The sequence below is a fragment of the Ruminiclostridium papyrosolvens C7 genome, assembly GCF_000421965.1.
Lineage (GTDB): Bacteria > Bacillota > Clostridia > Acetivibrionales > DSM-1351 > Ruminiclostridium > Ruminiclostridium papyrosolvens_A.
Genome location: NZ_ATAY01000098.1, coordinates 170,425 through 187,309, shown reverse-complemented (window position 1 = coordinate 187,309; position 16,885 = coordinate 170,425). Strand labels below are relative to the sequence as shown.

Annotated in this window: 22 protein-coding genes; 17 read left to right on the top strand and 5 right to left on the bottom strand. The window is 35.7% G+C overall.

Features of this window, described 5'->3' with window-relative positions:
• Nucleotides 1–28: 28 nt before the first annotated feature.
• A complete protein-coding gene (locus tag L323_RS40285) occupies nucleotides 29–1,510 on the bottom strand; it encodes a DNA cytosine methyltransferase (protein WP_020817368.1) in 1,482 nt (493 codons plus the stop codon).
• 236 nt (nucleotides 1,511–1,746) lie between these two features.
• Between L323_RS40285 and L323_RS40280 the strand changes: the two genes are divergently transcribed.
• Both L323_RS40280 and L323_RS40275 read left to right on the top strand, forming a co-directional pair.
• Nucleotides 1,747–2,802, top strand: coding sequence for an SIR2 family protein (locus L323_RS40280; protein WP_242835344.1), 1,056 nt, complete (start codon nucleotides 1,747–1,749; stop codon nucleotides 2,800–2,802).
• A gap of 5 nt (nucleotides 2,803–2,807) precedes the next feature.
• The gene (locus tag L323_RS40275; RefSeq protein WP_020817366.1) at nucleotides 2,808–3,866 is read left to right on the top strand and encodes a DUF262 domain-containing protein; all 1,059 of its coding nucleotides are present in this window, start codon (nucleotides 2,808–2,810) and stop codon (nucleotides 3,864–3,866) included.
• A gap of 98 nt (nucleotides 3,867–3,964) precedes the next feature.
• On the opposite strand, the gene L323_RS40270 is transcribed toward L323_RS40275, so the two are convergent.
• Both L323_RS40270 and L323_RS40265 read right to left on the bottom strand, forming a co-directional pair.
• Nucleotides 3,965–5,683: an AIPR family protein gene (locus L323_RS40270; RefSeq protein WP_020817365.1), complete on the bottom strand. Its 1,719-nt coding sequence runs from the start codon at nucleotides 5,681–5,683 to the stop codon at nucleotides 3,965–3,967.
• A 295-nt stretch (nucleotides 5,684–5,978) separates the two neighbouring features.
• The gene (locus tag L323_RS40265; protein ID WP_020817364.1) at nucleotides 5,979–6,329 is read right to left on the bottom strand and encodes a helix-turn-helix domain-containing protein; all 351 of its coding nucleotides are present in this window, start codon (nucleotides 6,327–6,329) and stop codon (nucleotides 5,979–5,981) included.
• A gap of 88 nt (nucleotides 6,330–6,417) precedes the next feature.
• Here L323_RS40265 and L323_RS40260 point away from each other — a divergent pair, with 88 nt between their 5' ends.
• Complete coding sequence (locus L323_RS40260; RefSeq protein WP_020817363.1) at nucleotides 6,418–6,594, top strand: helix-turn-helix domain-containing protein; 177 nt, start codon at nucleotides 6,418–6,420, stop codon at nucleotides 6,592–6,594.
• Nucleotides 6,595–6,808: 214 nt separating this feature from the next.
• Here the strand turns inward: L323_RS40260 and L323_RS40255 are convergent, their stop codons facing one another.
• Nucleotides 6,809–7,153, bottom strand: coding sequence for a helix-turn-helix domain-containing protein (locus L323_RS40255; protein WP_020817362.1), 345 nt, complete (start codon nucleotides 7,151–7,153; stop codon nucleotides 6,809–6,811).
• Nucleotides 7,154–7,304: 151 nt separating this feature from the next.
• Between L323_RS40255 and L323_RS40250 the strand changes: the two genes are divergently transcribed.
• From L323_RS40250 to L323_RS40220, 7 genes are all read left to right on the top strand, one after another.
• Nucleotides 7,305–7,544, top strand: a complete 240-nt coding sequence (locus L323_RS40250; RefSeq protein WP_020817361.1) for a helix-turn-helix transcriptional regulator — start codon at nucleotides 7,305–7,307, stop codon at nucleotides 7,542–7,544.
• A gap of 14 nt (nucleotides 7,545–7,558) precedes the next feature.
• Nucleotides 7,559–7,783, top strand: coding sequence for a helix-turn-helix transcriptional regulator (locus L323_RS40245; RefSeq protein WP_020817360.1), 225 nt, complete (start codon nucleotides 7,559–7,561; stop codon nucleotides 7,781–7,783).
• Nucleotides 7,773–8,033 (top strand): hypothetical protein, encoded by a 261-nt coding sequence (locus tag L323_RS40240; RefSeq protein ID WP_020817359.1) that lies wholly within the window; start codon nucleotides 7,773–7,775, stop codon nucleotides 8,031–8,033. Before L323_RS40245 ends, L323_RS40240 begins: the two co-directional genes overlap by 11 nt.
• Nucleotides 8,034–8,145: 112 nt before the next feature.
• On the top strand, nucleotides 8,146–8,655 hold the full coding sequence (locus L323_RS40235) for a helix-turn-helix transcriptional regulator (protein WP_014312200.1): 510 nt from the start codon (nucleotides 8,146–8,148) through the stop codon (nucleotides 8,653–8,655).
• Between the two features lie 276 nt (nucleotides 8,656–8,931).
• Entirely contained in the window at nucleotides 8,932–9,183 is a 252-nt protein-coding gene (locus L323_RS40230) for an AbrB/MazE/SpoVT family DNA-binding domain-containing protein (protein WP_020817357.1), read from the top strand.
• 239 nt (nucleotides 9,184–9,422) lie between these two features.
• Nucleotides 9,423–10,100, top strand: a complete 678-nt coding sequence (locus L323_RS40225; RefSeq protein ID WP_242835343.1) for a phage replisome organizer N-terminal domain-containing protein — start codon at nucleotides 9,423–9,425, stop codon at nucleotides 10,098–10,100.
• A 50-nt stretch (nucleotides 10,101–10,150) separates the two neighbouring features.
• Nucleotides 10,151–10,351, top strand: a complete 201-nt coding sequence (locus tag L323_RS40220; RefSeq protein WP_020817355.1) for a hypothetical protein — start codon at nucleotides 10,151–10,153, stop codon at nucleotides 10,349–10,351.
• A gap of 670 nt (nucleotides 10,352–11,021) precedes the next feature.
• On the opposite strand, the gene L323_RS40675 is transcribed toward L323_RS40220, so the two are convergent.
• A complete protein-coding gene (locus L323_RS40675; protein WP_020817354.1) occupies nucleotides 11,022–11,468 on the bottom strand; it encodes a helix-turn-helix domain-containing protein in 447 nt (148 codons plus the stop codon).
• Nucleotides 11,469–11,874: 406 nt separating this feature from the next.
• On the opposite strand from L323_RS40675, the gene L323_RS40210 reads away from it, so the two are divergent.
• From L323_RS40210 to L323_RS40180, 7 genes are all read left to right on the top strand, one after another.
• Complete coding sequence (locus L323_RS40210) at nucleotides 11,875–12,117, top strand: hypothetical protein (RefSeq protein ID WP_020817353.1); 243 nt, start codon at nucleotides 11,875–11,877, stop codon at nucleotides 12,115–12,117.
• An 83-nt stretch (nucleotides 12,118–12,200) separates the two neighbouring features.
• Nucleotides 12,201–12,413 carry a helix-turn-helix domain-containing protein gene (locus L323_RS40205; protein WP_020817352.1) on the top strand — a complete coding sequence of 71 codons (213 nt, stop codon included), beginning with the start codon at nucleotides 12,201–12,203 and terminating at the stop codon, nucleotides 12,411–12,413.
• Nucleotides 12,414–12,425: 12 nt separating this feature from the next.
• Nucleotides 12,426–12,728, top strand: a complete 303-nt coding sequence (locus tag L323_RS40200; RefSeq protein ID WP_020817351.1) for a hypothetical protein — start codon at nucleotides 12,426–12,428, stop codon at nucleotides 12,726–12,728.
• A gap of 146 nt (nucleotides 12,729–12,874) precedes the next feature.
• Nucleotides 12,875–14,953, top strand: coding sequence for a Mu transposase C-terminal domain-containing protein (locus L323_RS40195; RefSeq protein WP_020817349.1), 2,079 nt, complete (start codon nucleotides 12,875–12,877; stop codon nucleotides 14,951–14,953).
• A 16-nt stretch (nucleotides 14,954–14,969) separates the two neighbouring features.
• Nucleotides 14,970–15,944: an ATPase gene (locus L323_RS40190; protein WP_020817348.1), complete on the top strand. Its 975-nt coding sequence runs from the start codon at nucleotides 14,970–14,972 to the stop codon at nucleotides 15,942–15,944.
• A 28-nt stretch (nucleotides 15,945–15,972) separates the two neighbouring features.
• Nucleotides 15,973–16,368 (top strand): hypothetical protein, encoded by a 396-nt coding sequence (locus L323_RS40185; RefSeq protein WP_020817347.1) that lies wholly within the window; start codon nucleotides 15,973–15,975, stop codon nucleotides 16,366–16,368.
• A complete protein-coding gene (locus L323_RS40180; protein WP_020817346.1) occupies nucleotides 16,365–16,877 on the top strand; it encodes a host-nuclease inhibitor Gam family protein in 513 nt (170 codons plus the stop codon). Before L323_RS40185 ends, L323_RS40180 begins: the two co-directional genes overlap by 4 nt.
• The last annotated feature ends 8 nt before the right edge of the window (nucleotides 16,878–16,885 follow it).

The following is a 16,885-nucleotide window of genomic DNA, read 5'->3' as shown; positions in this document are numbered from 1 at the left end:
ATAAGAAAAGCTGCTTATAGCAGCTTTTTTAGTCTTCATAAATTTTTGATGATATCTTGTCAATTACCTCGGTAGGTATCTCCACTATTCCGGACAGAATATCGGAAAGTTCAAAATTATTAATTTTAAACTTAGACATTACATCTTGAATTTTAATATTATGACTATATATATACTTTACAAGAAGCTTTCTTAATTCGGCATTCTTGGCGTGTCCTGAATGTTCAATATTTTTCTTTACTTCTTTAGCTATTGCTGCTGCCATTAACGGTGGAACTGCATCCCCTAGCTGTTGGTAATAGTCACGGCCTGCTCCTATCTCTCTATCCGGATCACCCTTATAAGGTTTTTGGTTATCTCCGGTTATTTTGTACCAGTCAGGGAATCCTTGTAATCTTGCAACTTCTCGTGCTGTTAAATTTCTATTAAAGTCAGGATGTACCAACTCTTCTCGGGCATGGGAGGTAACTGTCCGGGCAGGAATATTTGCGGGTAACTTTCTATTTTTTTGAACAAATATTTTTTTGGGGATTACCTGCCTTTTAAGCAAATTTTGAAACTGTTCCTCTGATAACTGTGACTTTAACCTTTTTACCAAATCCCCCTGATTCTCATCTTCTTCCAGAAGAGAATACCTTTCAATAATCCTTTCCTTATGTTCTGGTACAATAAACAGTGAAAGCTGATTAGGATCGTAAGCAGTCCATGGAAAAGGCAGATATCCATAAGAGCTTTCAAATCCCCTACAATACCGGGTATAATCATTCCTTGGATTACTAGCATACTGGTAACAAACATAATTTTTACCAACATGATGCAATAGTTCTTGGTTTGCACCACGCTCATTATCACTTGGAGATGTTACCTTTGGAAGGTCTTCAAAAGCTTCACTGACGGATATCCACTTTGGTTCCCTGTCTGGATAATGTGTAGGTTTTGGATAAGTTATCTGAAGGTTAGGATCTTTTGTTGCAATGATAATAATCCTTTCCCTTGTCTGAGGAACACCGTAATCCGCAGATTTTAATATTTTAAAGTTAATATAATGAAACCCCGCAATCTGTAGGTCTTCTAGTAACCGGTGGAAAACTTTTTTACTGTTTCCCTTTTCAACAGACTTAGATAAAATATCCTCAACATTCTCCATAATGAAATATTTGGCATTAAGTTGGCTTGCAACATAAACCAAGGATTTATACAAGTAGTCCCTATGGTCACCATGCTCCCTCTTGGAATTTGAAGTTGAAAAACTCCTACAAGGAGGGCCACCCATGACAACGTCAATTAGAGGACTACCATTATTTCTGATAAATTCCTTCAAGCTTTCTATATCAGTTTCGGAGAAACTTTTTAAGTCCTTTTTTTCAACATATGTTTCAGGAAAGTTTGCCTTATATGTATTAATGCAATCGTCTTCATATTCAAAAGCAGCAAGTGTTTTAAATCCTGCCATATGAAATCCAAGTCCAAGACCTCCAGGACCAGAGAAAAGCTCTATCGTGGTTCCCATTTAGTTACTCCTTAAATATATCTTTTGTATTCTTACACTTGAATATTCTACATTATTTTTTTTACTTATTAAAGAGAAAAAAATTATATTATTTAATTTAGCATAATTGTAATTAAACAAATGTTATCTAACTATGTAATTATGAGTAAATTGTGACAATTAATTGCACAATTTTTTCATTTATGATAAGGTTATTTAAAGCTATTTATTTTAGTACCTATATAGGTAATTTTGAGGTGGTAAAAATAAAAAAGTTATTCTTGATACTGGGAAATGGATTTTCTATTGATTTAATTTCTCAAATTGGAATTAAAGATATAGATGTAATGAACCTTTTTAGTAACGGAGCCAGAGTTCCTTGGCCTGAAAATGGGGAAAAGGGATTTCTATCTTATAAATACTCTCCTTTTTTATGGAATTTAGGAGCACATCCTAATATTTCTAAGGAGGAATCTTTAGAGATAATTGAAGAAATTGTTACATGTGCGAATGCCACTGAAAGTGCAATATTTAAAAATCCAAGTAGCAGACAAGATATTTATAATAGAAACACTAAGCCTACTGGGAATGTGTACATAAATGCATATTTAGAATTATCTCATTATTTAAAATACCTATTTATTAATTATGATAAAATTATGGATTTTGGTTCAATTATAAATAACAGTGACTTTTTAAAATGGAAGTGGCTAAAATTTTTTGCAAAGTTTAAAAGTGGAAGTGGGGAATATGATAAAATATTCATAGTAACATATAATTATGATATATGGCTTGAACGTATGTTGAAGTATTTAGAGATCACTTTTGATATTGTAAAGATTGATGTAAATCGAAATAGCTCAGTAAAGATTATTAAGCCGCATGGATCAATAAGTTTTTATGATAAACGAATATTTAGTGGTGATATTAATATTTATAACAAAGAGATATCTGGCCCTTCTTTAAATGAACTAGGTGTAAGATATGAAGATTTAACTAGGCCTACATTAACTAATTCAATAATACCTCCTGCAGGAGATTCGGGGCGAATTTATAATGAATGGTCTGTAAAACTTAGAAAAGAAGCCGTCAAAATAGCAAAAACATTAAAAGATAATGACGATGTCATACTCTGTGGAGTATCTTATTGGCATGTTGATAGATCTGAGATAGATGAGTTGCTGACATCCTTTGACCCAAATGTTAATATTAAGCTTATTAACCCAAAACCACCAAAGACATTAAATGCGGTTTTAACTAGCTTATTTAATAATTATCAATGTTATACGGATACAGATATTTTAGGAGTGTGAAAACTATGGAAAATTTTTTGCCAAGATCATCGAATAATATTTCATTATCGGAGTTTTATCAAGGTTATAAATTAACACCTAGTAAGTATAATTTAAGTCCACCATATCAAAGAAGAGGAGATGTGTGGAGCTTAGAACTAAAGTCGTTCTTAATTGATTCGATTTTAAAAAATTTCCCCTTACCTCCAATATTTCTGCATCAGATTATATTAAAGGATGGTACATCTAGATATGATGTTATTGATGGGAAACAACGACTAACATCTATAATAGATTTTATTGAAGATAAGGTTCCAGTACCTGATTTCTTTGGAGATGATATTTTTGGAGATGACAGACTAAACGGATTACTTTTTTCAGAAATAAAAAAAGACGATGCCCTATCAGCTTATATACGACATTTTTGGAAATATCAATTAACAATTGAATATATAGATACCGATTCGGGCGAAACAATTGATAATATCTTCGACAGGCTAAATAGAAATGGTGAAGTACTTACACCGCAAGAACTTAGAAAAGCACAATTCTATCATTCTGATTTGTATAAAATAATTATTGAATTAGCAGAAATACCTTTTTGGAAAACAAGATTAAGTAATCTTAGGGTAAATAGAATGGCTGATCACGAATTCATATCAGAGATATTATTTGTTTTGCTAGAGGATGGGAAAGTAAATTCGGCTGAACCTAAAGATATAGATGATCTGTATAAAAAGTGGAATGATAATTTTGATGATATTGATATTTCAGAGATTAAAAACAGGTTTATTTTAAATACTAAATTTATTGAAAGTTTAAAATTAGATTTTAAAAAATATAAAATCGGACGGAGTAGTCATCTTTACGGATTATGGGCTTTTGCTGACTATTGTGTTAAAAATAGCATCGGCCCTGAGAAGGTTAGAGCCAAACTTGTTAAAATGTTTGAAGGTTTAAGATCCGGAAACACCAAAGACAAAAATATTTTAGATTATAAGAAGAGTATGGATTACGGTACTAGAACAAAAGCGCAAAGAGCTAAAAGGTTGGAAGCAATAAAAAAATATTGTAGTTTAGAATAACAAAAAGGTGCCCGTTATAAAGGGTACCTTTGTCATTCTAAATCTTTTTAGGTTTAAATTCTAATTTCCTATAAAATTATTTAGGACTGTTTGAAGAGTCAGTCATTAAAAATAATTTTCAGACTATCATTTAATAAGGTAACAAATTTATTTGACTTTGAGATATTTATTATATTTTCTTTCGGATTAGATTCCCTGTACTTGTAAATTACCTGTGCCAAAAAATCATTTGCATCTTTTATTTTTTCTATAGAAATGGAATCTTCTCTTATTCTTGCTATTTCATCAGAGTTATAATTATGCTTACATAAAATAAATGATACAGTAACTCTAGCTAAGTGATACATAAAATTTCTTTGAATGCCTTTCTCATCCGAATTCACATTATTCTTAATAAAGTCTGCTACTTTTTGGCAAATTATTGAACAAGTAAGATATGCACCAAAATCTATATTGGGATTAAATATTTTTTTATATGATATTTCTTCTTTAATAAGCGTAGTTGGTTTCGATCTAGCGTTAGCAGGACTATAATTTAAAATAGCTTCTATTGCTTGAGCCATATTTTGAATACTTATTATTTTATTTGCGGGTTTTTGCTTGTTCTTATAGTAATTTTTTCGCCTATCATAATAATATCCTTTATTTAAACAATAGATCTCTAAATCTCTTTGAATATCGTCTGTAGCCCTCAATAGTGAAGGTGGGACAGGATTTTGACTATTGGAGGCAGAAATGATTTTATCGATAGTTTTCTTATTATTTGATTGTATAACTTTTATTAAAATTGATCTGTTTTCATTTTTAGGTTCAGAATAATATTTACCTATTGTATAAGATGTTTGTAAACCGTTTACTATTTGAGGATCTTCTAGAAAAAGGGTTTTTAAAAGAGGCCTGCAATTCGACGCTATAATAGTAATTCCGTTATTTAGCCACCAAAAATCGTTTTCATTGTCATTCCTTAAGGTCAATGAAATATTATTATTAACATCAACTGCCCCTTGATAGTGCCTAATATTATTTTCGAAAATATTTTCTCTAATGGAATTACCGTCATTAGTAATAAAATTATAGTAGTCGTTTAAGGCCACTATACCAATGTAACCAAACTCTGTTTCCCTAAAAGAAACAGGAACTGGATTTTCTTTAAATTTTAGTTCTAGTTCTTTAGATGTTTGCTTACTATATATTGTTAGGAGTTCTTTTGCACTATATAATTTAAATCCGATATTATCAATATTCATGTTATTCTTTGTAAATGCAATTAGCTGATCTACTTTAGACTGAAATGATTTGTTAATACATATTTCGTTTGATTTACTGCTATATGTATACTTTAAATTTATACTTGCCTTTTTCTTAATACATAATCTCCAGATTGATCTAAATAATAATATTTTTTCAACTAATAAAGGGTTAAATCTCTCTAGTAGAATATCCTCTAAAGCGTCAATATCTAATATAATAGGCATTGATGATTGAAGGTTATTTATTGGGCCTTCTTTAAAAGAATTTTCATATTTCGATTGGTTAATGAAAATCTGTATGTTAGAACTTTCAATAATCTTAATTTCAGGTAACTGATCTTCTGAGTTTATGGCCTTATCGTTAACTAAAATAATAAATGAATCTATTCCACCATCTAGACCACCATCTACGATGCAAGAACTTAACTCGTCATAAGAGGTTTCGGATTCCTTCGTAATTTGTAATATTGAGAACATTTCAAAAGCATCTTGATGCTTAATTTCGCCCAGTTCATTTTGACAAATGAATTCCTCAAGACAATCCTGTAAAATTAAAGTGTTGTTCATTTAAACCCTCCTATTATATACTCATCAATTATACCAGTTATTTCAAATAAATGGTATAATATGTTATAAATTAAATAAATAAGATATTATATTGAAAAACTGATGAGAAAATTAATGTAAATAGTAAAATAATAGCGGGGAATGTTTAATTGACAACTGGTACTGAAATAATCATAATCCCTACAAGGAATGGTTATGCAAAATAAGCCCCAATTTTATTTTATAGATAATATTTTATAGATAATTTAGAAATAAAAAATATAAAAAGAACAGCAATAACTGTTCTTCTTATATTTTACAAGCCTTTTTTATAACTCCCATCCGGTTTATATTTAAGTTTTATAAGTTCTATATAATCTTCCACTTGCTTTACTGCTTCATCCGGCAAGCCAGTAACATCAAGATTGTGATATGCTTTTGTTTTAATTTTTGATTCCTGATAATTGCGAATATCAGTACGTCCAAGAAGGTAATCAACAGAAACACCGAAATAATCAGCTATTTTGATTAGCATTTCGGAGACTGGTTTACTTTTTCCGGACTCATATTTAGTATACGTGCTTCTTCCAATTTCAAGAGCAGAAGCCACATCTGCTTGGGTCAGTTTTTTTGATTTTCTTAATTTCCGAAGTAATTTTTCTTCCATAAGTACACCTCTTTATTATTGCATGTGAATTATTTTCACCTCGTAAATGTGAACATTACCATTCAATTGATATGGCGGTAAATTAGAAATGAAGTGGTTTAAAACCATTAGAGAAAACTCAGACTTATCACGGGAAAAGCTCCCACAAAAGATAGGTGTTGAGAGAAGCCTGATTAGTAAATTTGAAACTGAAAGTGTGAGACCTTCACATGATACAGCAAAAGCGATTGCTGAGGTCTTGGGTTTTGAATTTAGCCAAGATTGAAAACCAGAAGTTTTCTCCGAAACCGGGTTTATGTAGAAAGTTTGCTTATTTTTTGGCAAGGAGTTGGGAGAAGTATTCTGTATTATACTTATTTATTGGATGCATATGTACTCCTTTAGTAAAGTGGTTCATGTATTTTAGACAGTACCCTTAATAAATACAAAATAACAATAACTTAGACCCAAATGGCTTGTACTTTTTATTTATAATTTACTTACTTTTTCAAACTCCCATCCGGGTTATATTTTAGCTTTACCAGTTCAATATAATCCTCAACCTTTTTTATGGCTTCGTCCGGCAGGCCAGCAACATCAAGATTATGGTATGCTCTGGTTTCAACTTTTGATTCTGATAAATCACGAATATCAGTACGTCCGAGAAGGTAGTCAACGGAAACATGAAAAAAGTCTGCCAGCAGATTTAAAGTTTCAGTATCGGGGTCTCTTTTCCCAAGTTCATAAAGGGATAAAGCGGAGCGAGTTATTTTTAGTTTTTTAGATAGTTCTTCTTGAGTTAAGTTAACCTCTTTGCGTAATTGTGAAATACGTACTTTTAGCATTATTTACACCTCTAAATTAATTGTATACTACAAATTGTAGCATTGAAATAACTGCTACAAAAAGAAGCAAAAAGTATAATTTCATATTGACAGCTACAATAAGTAGCATTATAATACTTATTAAAGCTACAATATGTCGCAGGAGGTTAGAATGAAGAGAGAAAAACTTATTACCCTTAGAAAAAAAAGTAACTTAACTCAGGTTCAAGTTGCAGATATGGTTGCCATTAATAGAAGTCATTATGGGTTTATTGAGAATGGAGAAAGGAACCCAAGCTTTGAGGTTGCACATAAAATATCAGATGCTTTTGGTGTCACTATTGAAGAAGCATTTCCGGAGGAAATTTTTTTTGGGAACCGTTGCTACATTAAGAAGCAAGAATCCGCATAGGAGGCAAGGGAAATATGAACATTCCTATCAAAAACAATATTCAAAAATTACGGGAGTCCAGAGGACTTAATCAGGAGGAACTTTCAGAAGTCTTGGGAGTGACCCGTACATATTTATCCAAGCTTGAGAACCAGAGGTTTTCTCCCGGGCCGGGTCTTATGCTGAAAGTTTGCTTATTCTTTGGGAAGGAGCTGGGAGAAGTATTCTATATTGCCGGAGGTGATGGAAGTGGCAGTTGAAGCAGATGTGAAGGTTAAGCAGTACATCCATAAGGTATCGATTGACAGGAAAACAGGGGAAAAGCTTTCCGAGACTTATGAGCCATATGGGGAAGTGCCGGAGATAACACTTGAGGAACATACCAACAAGCTTTTGAGGGCTACAGTCGGAGATGTTGACAGCTATGTTGGCAAGATGCTTGAGGATTTGAAGATGCAGGAGAGGGAGAGAACTCCCCAAGGACTGGAACACCGGGCGGAAGGGGCTTGAGAAGTGAAGGCTTGGTATGAAGTGGTTTGACAATGCCATTATATTACCAGCTACATTGCAAGTCTATTTCAGTTGGTACATTTCTACTTTACGAATAGGAGGTGAAAGTAAAATGAAGTTTGGAGAAATTGCACGGCAGGCCCGGATCACTTGTGGGCTTGGCACAAAGGAAGCCGCCGGAAAGCTACACGTCACACGGCAGACTCTTTCAAATATGGAGAATGGCGAAACAATGCCTGATCCTCAGAATGTTTTTAATATGGCCCGGCTTTATAATGAACCTGCTCTGCTGAATGCACACTGCAAATGTAATTGTCCTATAGGAAGGAAACTGAATTTCATACTTCCAAATAAGATGCCTAAAAATCTGACTGCCATTACTGTTAGGAATATGAAGGAAGCCGAGGAGCATGTGAACAGTCTCAAGGAGTTTGCATACCAGAGTGTCACAAACACTGATATGTCGCGTATGCGGAAGATGGTCAAGGAAATATTGGAGGCTGAATACTGGATTGAAACCCTTAAAGAACAGCTTATCAGGGAGTATGGTGTTGGTGAGCTTGAAAGTCTGATAAGGGAAGTAAACTGCGGATATATTGACGAAGGTCTTGTGTGTTTGTAGGGAGGGACAGAGTTTATGACAGTCAAACTTGCATTATTGCTCAGAAAGCTGGGCTTGAGTGTTTCCTATGATGGAGACAGAAAGATTGTTTTAGTAGAAAAAGACATAAAAAAAGCAGCTATTGAAAGCCGCTAAGATAAAAACGTTAATTTGATTCTAGCATGGGCAGTTGGCATGTGTCAATGAGTATAAACACACAATGCTGCCTATTTAGAAGGTCGAATAGGAATATTGAGTTATTTATAATATTACAAATTCTAAGGAGGATTTAATTATATGAAAGCTACAGGTATTGTAAGAAAAGTTGATGAGTTGGGTAGAGTTGTTTTACCAGTTGAGCTGAGAAGAACACTTGATATTGAGGAGAAGGATGCTTTAGAGATTTTTGTGGATGAAGAAACTATTATTTTGAAAAAGTATGAGCCGGCTTGCATATTCTGCGGTAATGCCAAGAATATAACTAATTTTAAGGGTAAAAATATATGTCCTCATTGTATAGCTGATATAAGTGAGGGAGTGAAGGAATGAGCAGTTTGATAAGGTTTTGTTATAAGAAATATTTCTTCAGCCAAAGCAACTTTCATTATTTGATTTAGCGGGGGCTGTAGTTCAAATATACAGGGGGCGGTAATATACAAGGGTTTATAAAAGAATATAGAAATATTGTTGATCATTGGGTTTTTCAAGATGCATATGCTTTTAAAGTTTGGAACTATATTCTCCTTAGTGCTGCATACAAAGACTATAAAAAGCCCTGTAAGGGAACAATGGTGACTATTCATTCAGGGCAGCTAATTTATGGCCGTCCTGAATGGAGTAGGCTACTTAATATTCCAGAAGGTAAGCTTAGAAGCATTATTGACCTCTTGAAGCAGGATTCAATGATCACACTTGACACTGTAGGCAGAAGGTATTCTGTTATTACGGTTGTAAACTGGGAGAAGTACCAGTCAAATGACACTTTGGACACTGATAGGGTAAATATACGCCAAAACATAACCAACGAAACAACCAACGGCAACGCTAGTAATGATAAGGCTTTAAAGGATATCGACAACCAACAAAATAACCAACAGAAAACCAACCGAGAACCAAATAAAAAGAATATAAAGAATATTAAGAATATAAAAGAATTAAAAGATATATATGTGTCAAATCCTAAAACACAAAAATTTGTTCCACCTACACTTGAGGAAGTACAAGATTATTGTCAGGAACGAAATAATAGTGTGGATCCTGAAAAATTTGTTGACCATTACATAGCTAACGGATGGACGAGAGGTAAATCAAAAGTGAAGGATTGGAAAGCTTGTGTAAGGACATGGGAAAAGAACAGTACCTTGTTTTCCTCTCAGAAAAAGGAGCAGCCATCTAACAGGAGCAACTTTGAACAGAGGACATACGGAGACGAATACTTTGATGGGTTCTTCAATAACACGGGCTGAAAATATAAAAATTTAGAAATAGATTGAGAAGGAAATGGAGTGATATTTTTATGGTTGAATACACTGACACCTTAATTGTTTCTGAATTTAGGAGCGGTAAATCAATTGATAGAATTGCACAAGATATGCTTCTAGCGGAGAAAGGCAGAGGAAACAAGGTGAATAAATTGAATTGCAAACAGAAGGCTGAAACCGCTATTTTAAACTACTTGATACTAAACAACAGGTGTAAAAAAAGAGTAATAGGGTAACAGAAATTTTGAGTTGGTTGAACCTTGAAAATTTAATAGTGCGGTGAAAGATGACTTGTGTACTCAGACAACATAATTGACACACCGAGATAACACGGGATACTACGAGAGGTGACGAGAAACCTCAGTATTTATGCGGGTTTGTAAGAGATAATAAAAGATTCGTTGGACAAATATAATGAGAATAGCATTGATTAATACGGTGCTATTTTTTTTATACTTTCTGTGAACAAGCTAAACGTCTAGAATCCTTGTAATTAAACAAGAAGGACCGCTCAAACATTCTGGAAGTACTAGCAGCATAGAGGATAAAGAATGTCATCACGGCCCATGTATGTATTATATCAGTGCACATTATAAAAGTCGATATCAGTAGCGTGCTAACGCAGCGTGCGAAACATTAACATATTTGATATGTAAAAATAAAAGCCTGTAGAATTAAGCGTTTGCAGATGCTCAAATGATAAATACGTCGTGCGAAAAACGTGCGGGATTACTATTACACATAATAAAATAAATAAAAATCAATTCCGCAAAATGAAACATTTGAAAGTAAAATGCAGAAATGCACCGTTATCAAGCGTTTCAGTGTTAATAAGAGGTTAAAAAAAACATGTAATGAATTCTGCAAAAAAATGATAGAATAATCCATCAAATATAGATAAAAAAATCAAGCTATTTCACTTGTTGCGGCTTCCTCCCCTGTGTCGTTCTCTCCATTGTTCAAGGTCGACGATGGCAGAGCCGCACGACCCTTCTCCAAGTTCCGTTTAAACTTTACAAAAGTAGTCACCTCTTTTTTATCTCGGTCAGTTAACTGTCTGAATTCCTGAATCAATTCTTGTTCTATTTCCGATAAACTTTCTGTAGTACTCTCTAAGTTCTCACTTGAGGGAGCTGAGCTATCTTCTCCAGTTAATAACCATTCCATAGAAACTTTTAGAGCTTTAGAAAGTTTATAACTAGATAAAGTATCAGGTATTCTATTTCCGTTCACATAATTACTAATTGCATTCTTGGATATTTCGGTATCTTTGCATATGTCAACTTGTTTTATTTTTAATTTTTTCATCTGAGAGGATATTCTATCTCCCACACCCTCAAAGTTCTCAATCATGGTAAAGCCCCCTTTCTACTTACAAAGTCACAATTAAAAGTCATACAAATGAGAACTATTATATTGACAAGTTCTCATTTGTGGTATAAAATTAACTAAGATAGATAAATACATCAGAAATATATTAACACAGTATGTTCTCGAATGCGAGATTTTTCTCGGAAAGATTTTCAATATTTTTCCAAATGCATTCATATATCCAACAAATGAGCACTCTTGCCTATATGGTGCTAAAAATAATTTGGAGGTGATATTTTGAAATACGGTGAGGTCGGCTTAATTGGAAAATTGGGCTCGTCATTAGGGATACAAAAGAAGGACTTGATATGATGCATAAGAACTCTGGGAAAACATGATATATTTCCCCATCAAGTGGAAAAGAAGCGACAAGTCAAGGAGGATGAAAATGAAAACTACACTTCAATACTTATTGGAGCGAAAGGACTTAGCATGGCATAATCGCTTATGTTATTCCATGACATATGAGATGGATACACCAAAAGAAGGTTATAGAAATGAACATTCTGAAGCTGTCAGGGACTGTGAAATTGTAGAGGAATTAATCACTATGGTTAAGGCAAAAGAAGCTGAAGAAGCTGAACTTCAAGGGATTAGGTTGTTGGATAAAGGTTATTCTCCTGTTTATTAAACTTTGTAGCAATGAGTCGGCACAATGGCCGTCTTAGTAAACCAATTTGAAGTACATCTAAGAGACGGGAAGGAGGATGCTTGATGCGAAAAAGGCAACTCACACAGTTTGGAATGACTGTAAAAAAGAGGCTTATAGAAAAAGGTATGACACAGGTTTTGCTTGCTGAAAAGGTAGGAACAAGCAACAAATATTTAAACCTAATCCTTTACGGGGATAGGACTGGCGAGAAGTACATACATAAGATTATTTCAGTACTAGAAATAGACCCTGAAGAATTGCAAAAATCGGCATAAGGAGGAATTTATTTGAAAAATATTAGTAATTTTATCGTGGAACTTGAGAACCTTAAATCAGATATGGGAAAAGGCAAAAATGCACTAACACAAGAAGATATCAAATTTATTAACGAGAGGAAACTCAGAGAGTTTCAAGACAAAGTAAATCAGCTTGATGAAGAAATTCAAAGAGAGATAGACGACCTATTTGCTTACGTTAATATGAAGCAGGCTAGTATTGAAAGTTTTAGTTTAATAAAGGGATATGTTACATCAGAAATCAAGAAACTTGAGCAATCATTAAAGGAGCTCAATATAAATGTTGTTAAATAGTCGGGGGGAATTAATGTGCATAGGGGTAAGAGAAAAGAGCGTCCACTCGAAAAGGAAACGCTCTTATCTGGAACTGATGAAAATATTCATCCCCTCTATTCTACCAAGTCCACAAAAGAAAGTAAAGTGCAAAGGAGGGACAGGGATTGGAAGAAACATTTATTTCACTAGAACAGGCAGCTCAGCTCGAAGGTATAAGCTATAAAGGAATGACATCAAGAATTGAAAGAAATCCGGGTAGCTTCAAAACGAAAACAGAATCAAGATGCGGAGGAAAAGACAGAGTCTTTGTGGCCATTTCCTCTCTCTCTACAAAAGCACGAAAAGCTCATAAGGCAGAGCGTAAGGTTTATAGAGAGGATTCGGAAATTGTTCAAAAAAGTCAAGAGTCCCCTTGGTACTTAGATATTGACCTAAATTGGTATATTGAAACACACAAAAGAGAATATTATGAGGCTGTTGAACTCTCAAGAAAAATTCAGGAGTTTGTCTCCTACGGTGAAGGTGAGCGGACTGCCTTTGCTGAAATGTTTGCAGCAAAGCTTAACATCAGCAAGCGTACACTCTACCGATATGCTGAGGGATACCTTGAGTCAAGTGCATGGGCTTCCAAGCTTGAACGAGAAGAAGGTGAAAACTTTGAATTCTTCAAAGTACTTGCACTTTGCAGGAAGCCAAAAGAATCGCACACTTTTCCTAGTTTAACCGAAGAACAAAAAGTCCTTATTGAAAACATTTGGTTTGACCCGGGTTTTTCACAGAACCACGGCACAATAGAAATGCTTTATTGGAAATTCAAAGATATAGCTGACTGTAAGGGATGGAATGATTATCCCTCAATTAAGACAGTAGCCCGATACATCAAGTACCTTATGGATAATCTTCGGGGCCGTAACGCCCACTATCTTGCTGCAAATGGATTAAGGGAGTTCAAAAATGCACGAATGCTAAAGGGTAAACGAGATACGACAGCTCTTGAGGTAATGGAATTTGTACAGGGTGACGAGCACACTTTTGATTGTTGGGTACAGTATACCCACCCGAACGGGAAAATTAAAGCAGTCCGACCGAAGCTTGTCGCATGGCTTGACACTCGGTCACGCTGCATCATGGGTGATGTGCTTTGTGTGGATGCTAATTCACAGATACTCAAAGAAAGCCTTGTTAAGATGCTGTACTCACACCCGGGGGGTGTTCCGAAACACTTGCACATTGACAACGGAAAAGATTACACTTCAAAGACCAATACCGGGCAGAGTCGAAATGACCGTAGAATGCAGGAACTTAACTTTGACAGCGAGACAAAAGGCTTCTACCGCTCCATAGGAATTGAGGAGTGGTCAAGGTCTCTCCCCTATGAGCCGTGGAGTAAAGGACAAATTGAGAGGTTCTTCGGAACTGTATGCTCTATGTTTACCAAATGGATAGGCTCCTATGTTGGAACTCTCACTGGTTCGAAGACTTCAGGTAAACGAAAAAAAGATATACCCGGTATGTTAGAACGTGGTGAACTTCTTACAATGGAAGAGTTCTACGGATATTGGACTAAGTGGAAAAACGAAGTTTACCACAAAAGAGAACATTCTTCTCTCAGGAAAAGCCGTGAGAAATACATCACACCGATAGAATTATTTGAAAACGGCGAACGATATTATAAGGCATCACCACCTAGGGAATATGCATCAATGCTCTTATTAAAAGCGGACACTGCTCTCGTTCGTAATCAAGGCATTATCAAATTTGGCACACTCTACACGGATTATGAGCTTTGCCATTACATCGGAGAAACTGTCAATATCAAATGGGATATAGACGATGTTACAAAGCTATATGTATTCAACAAAGAGGGCAAGAAAATTTGTGAGGCTGTCTCCGCTGAATTGCTTCAGATTGCGCCCCGTGTTCCACAGGCAGCACTCGAAGAGCACATCAAGAAGCAAAAGCGACAGCTCCGAGAGACAAAGCAAGAGCTTGAATGGTATCAGACACCATATGAACTCAGGGTACAGAACAACGGTACTCCCGCCGTGGTTGGAGGTGTAGACCTCACGGTCAAGGCTAAGAAAAACGAAAAGCTTATTCAGCTCCCGAACGATAAGGAGTTCCGGGATGATGTCAAGGCAGGAAGTGTTTCTAAGAAACAAAAGCAGCATAAAGAAACAGATGACGAGTTTTTTAACCAAAAGGCTCAACAAGCCCTCGAACGGCTGAGAGCCCTCGGATAATAAGGAGGATAATGATATGGAAGCAGCAGCAAAGACTTACACATATGAATCAAAAACCCTTGCAGATAAGGTTAATGAGTTTATACAGAGTAAGGGTAAGACCATCACAGAAATTGCAAGCACTATTAACTATTCACGGTCTACGGTTTCCCGGTATCTCTCAGGGAAATATGACAGTGATGCAACAGAGCTTGAGTCAAAACTAACAGCTTTCCTTGCGGAAGTGTCAGGAGAAGAACTTTCCGCTGCAACTACTGAGCAAGGAAGAGTCGTAAACTTCTCAAAACAACGGAAGAGCTTTTTTGAAAGTAGGGATGCACAGAACATCATTGGCGTGTGTAGCTCCTGTCAGGAGTATATTGGTCTCGGTATTGTGGTCGGAAAATCCGGTTTCGGAAAAACTCATGCCCTAAAGTATTACTCAAAGATGCCCCGAGTCGCCTACATCGAATGTGACGACACCATGTCAAGCCGTGACCTTGTTGAAGCTATAGAGAGGACGCTTGGTATCCCTACTACTTACGGGACAATATGGAAACGTGTCAACGGTATTCGGGAGTTTTTCAATGTAAACAGAGGATATCTTCTCATTATCGACGAGGCGGACAAGTTGATTAATAAGTACACTCAAAAGAAAATGGAAATACTCAGGGCGATATTCGACCAGTCCGATATTGGTATGGTTATTGCAGGAGAACCGAAGCTTGAGGCCCAGATTAAGTCCTATCTCACCCGTTTTGCAAACCGTGTAGACTTTTATGCAAGTTTGAAAGGCCTCTCTGATAAGGAGGTCGAGGGTTTCCTTGAAGGTTATGAGGTTGAGGTGGATGCACTTGCAGAACTAAAGGCCCGGGCGTGCAATACTCAGACAGGCTGCTTCCGATTACTTGACCGTACACTCAATAATGTTTTCAGAATTCTCAAAGAGCGTGGGAATGACACAATCACACTGAACACAATTAATCAAGCATCTAACATGATGATGCTTTAATCTCAGAATATTCAGAGGAGGGTTATACATGAAAAACACAGCAGAATTAAGAATTGAGGAGGTCGTTTCGGTCGGCCTCGCCTGTCTTGAACAGGGCCTAGATAATAAAACTACCGTTAAGAACAACATACTGAAGGCTGTTTCACAAAACAGTATTTTAATACATGAGACACACTCTCTTGAGGAATTTCCTACTGATGTTTTCTATTGGCTTCATAATGAATTCGGCCTCGGGTTTGAAATCCACGATGGGAAAATAATTAGTGCATACGTTGAAGAAGGTGGATTAAACCCGTTAAAAAAAGGTAAAGTTGAAAGACTCTTCAGCTTATCTCATGTCATATCTGAAAAAGGGATTGACTTCGGCTCCACGCCGGATGTCGGCATATACAACACATTTATGAAAGGAGGCGAAGAACATTGACGAGAATAAGAATCAAGGAAACTCCAACATACAAGTCATGGGAAGATGTAGACAAGGCACTGAAGGAAATCGCAGAAGCTGAGCTTGACCTTCTGGACATCGAAGGCGATATGAACAAACAAATACAGGGCATCAAACTCACGGCTGCTCAAGAGGCTAAGCCTGTTCAAGACCGTATTGTGGCAATCGGCAAGGACATTAAGGCTTTTGTCGAGGAACATAGAGACGAGCTTGACGGCAAGACGAAGACTTTAAACTTTGGGAAAACGGGTTTTCGTAAGAGCACAAAGGTCGTACTTCCCAAAGCGAAAGAAAAGCTTGCTGCTATCGTCAAAAGCCTAAAGGCTAGAAAGATGAACGATTGCATCATTACAACGGAAACTATAAACAAAGATGTACTCAAGAAGTACACCGAGGATGAAATCATCCGGGTTGGAGCATCTCTAAAAAAAGAGGACACATTTTGGTATGAAACCGACCGTGAGAAACTTCAAGCTGTGCAGTGTTAGGAGGAGGT

Coding starts and splice junctions, on each gene's coding strand:
- L323_RS40265 (WP_020817364.1), bottom strand. CDS start 6,329: ATGGAAGAAAAATTACTTCGGAAATTAAGAAAATCAAAAAAACTGACC.
- L323_RS40235 (WP_014312200.1), top strand. CDS start 8,146: ATGAAGTTTGGAGAAATTGCACGGCAGGCCCGGATCACTTGTGGGCTT.
- L323_RS40260 (WP_020817363.1), top strand. CDS start 6,418: ATGAAGTGGTTTAAAACCATTAGAGAAAACTCAGACTTATCACGGGAA.
- L323_RS40190 (WP_020817348.1), top strand. CDS start 14,970: ATGGAAGCAGCAGCAAAGACTTACACATATGAATCAAAAACCCTTGCA.
- L323_RS40675 (WP_020817354.1), bottom strand. CDS start 11,468: ATGATTGAGAACTTTGAGGGTGTGGGAGATAGAATATCCTCTCAGATG.
- L323_RS40230 (WP_020817357.1), top strand. CDS start 8,932: ATGAAAGCTACAGGTATTGTAAGAAAAGTTGATGAGTTGGGTAGAGTT.
- L323_RS40250 (WP_020817361.1), top strand. CDS start 7,305: ATGAAGAGAGAAAAACTTATTACCCTTAGAAAAAAAAGTAACTTAACT.
- L323_RS40275 (WP_020817366.1), top strand. CDS start 2,808: ATGGAAAATTTTTTGCCAAGATCATCGAATAATATTTCATTATCGGAG.
- L323_RS40185 (WP_020817347.1), top strand. CDS start 15,973: ATGAAAAACACAGCAGAATTAAGAATTGAGGAGGTCGTTTCGGTCGGC.
- L323_RS40220 (WP_020817355.1), top strand. CDS start 10,151: ATGGTTGAATACACTGACACCTTAATTGTTTCTGAATTTAGGAGCGGT.
- L323_RS40225 (WP_242835343.1), top strand. CDS start 9,423: ATGGTGACTATTCATTCAGGGCAGCTAATTTATGGCCGTCCTGAATGG.
- L323_RS40205 (WP_020817352.1), top strand. CDS start 12,201: ATGCGAAAAAGGCAACTCACACAGTTTGGAATGACTGTAAAAAAGAGG.
- L323_RS40270 (WP_020817365.1), bottom strand. CDS start 5,683: ATGAACAACACTTTAATTTTACAGGATTGTCTTGAGGAATTCATTTGT.
- L323_RS40255 (WP_020817362.1), bottom strand. CDS start 7,153: ATGCTAAAAGTACGTATTTCACAATTACGCAAAGAGGTTAACTTAACT.
- L323_RS40245 (WP_020817360.1), top strand. CDS start 7,559: ATGAACATTCCTATCAAAAACAATATTCAAAAATTACGGGAGTCCAGA.
- L323_RS40210 (WP_020817353.1), top strand. CDS start 11,875: ATGAAAACTACACTTCAATACTTATTGGAGCGAAAGGACTTAGCATGG.
- L323_RS40285 (WP_020817368.1), bottom strand. CDS start 1,510: ATGGGAACCACGATAGAGCTTTTCTCTGGTCCTGGAGGTCTTGGACTT.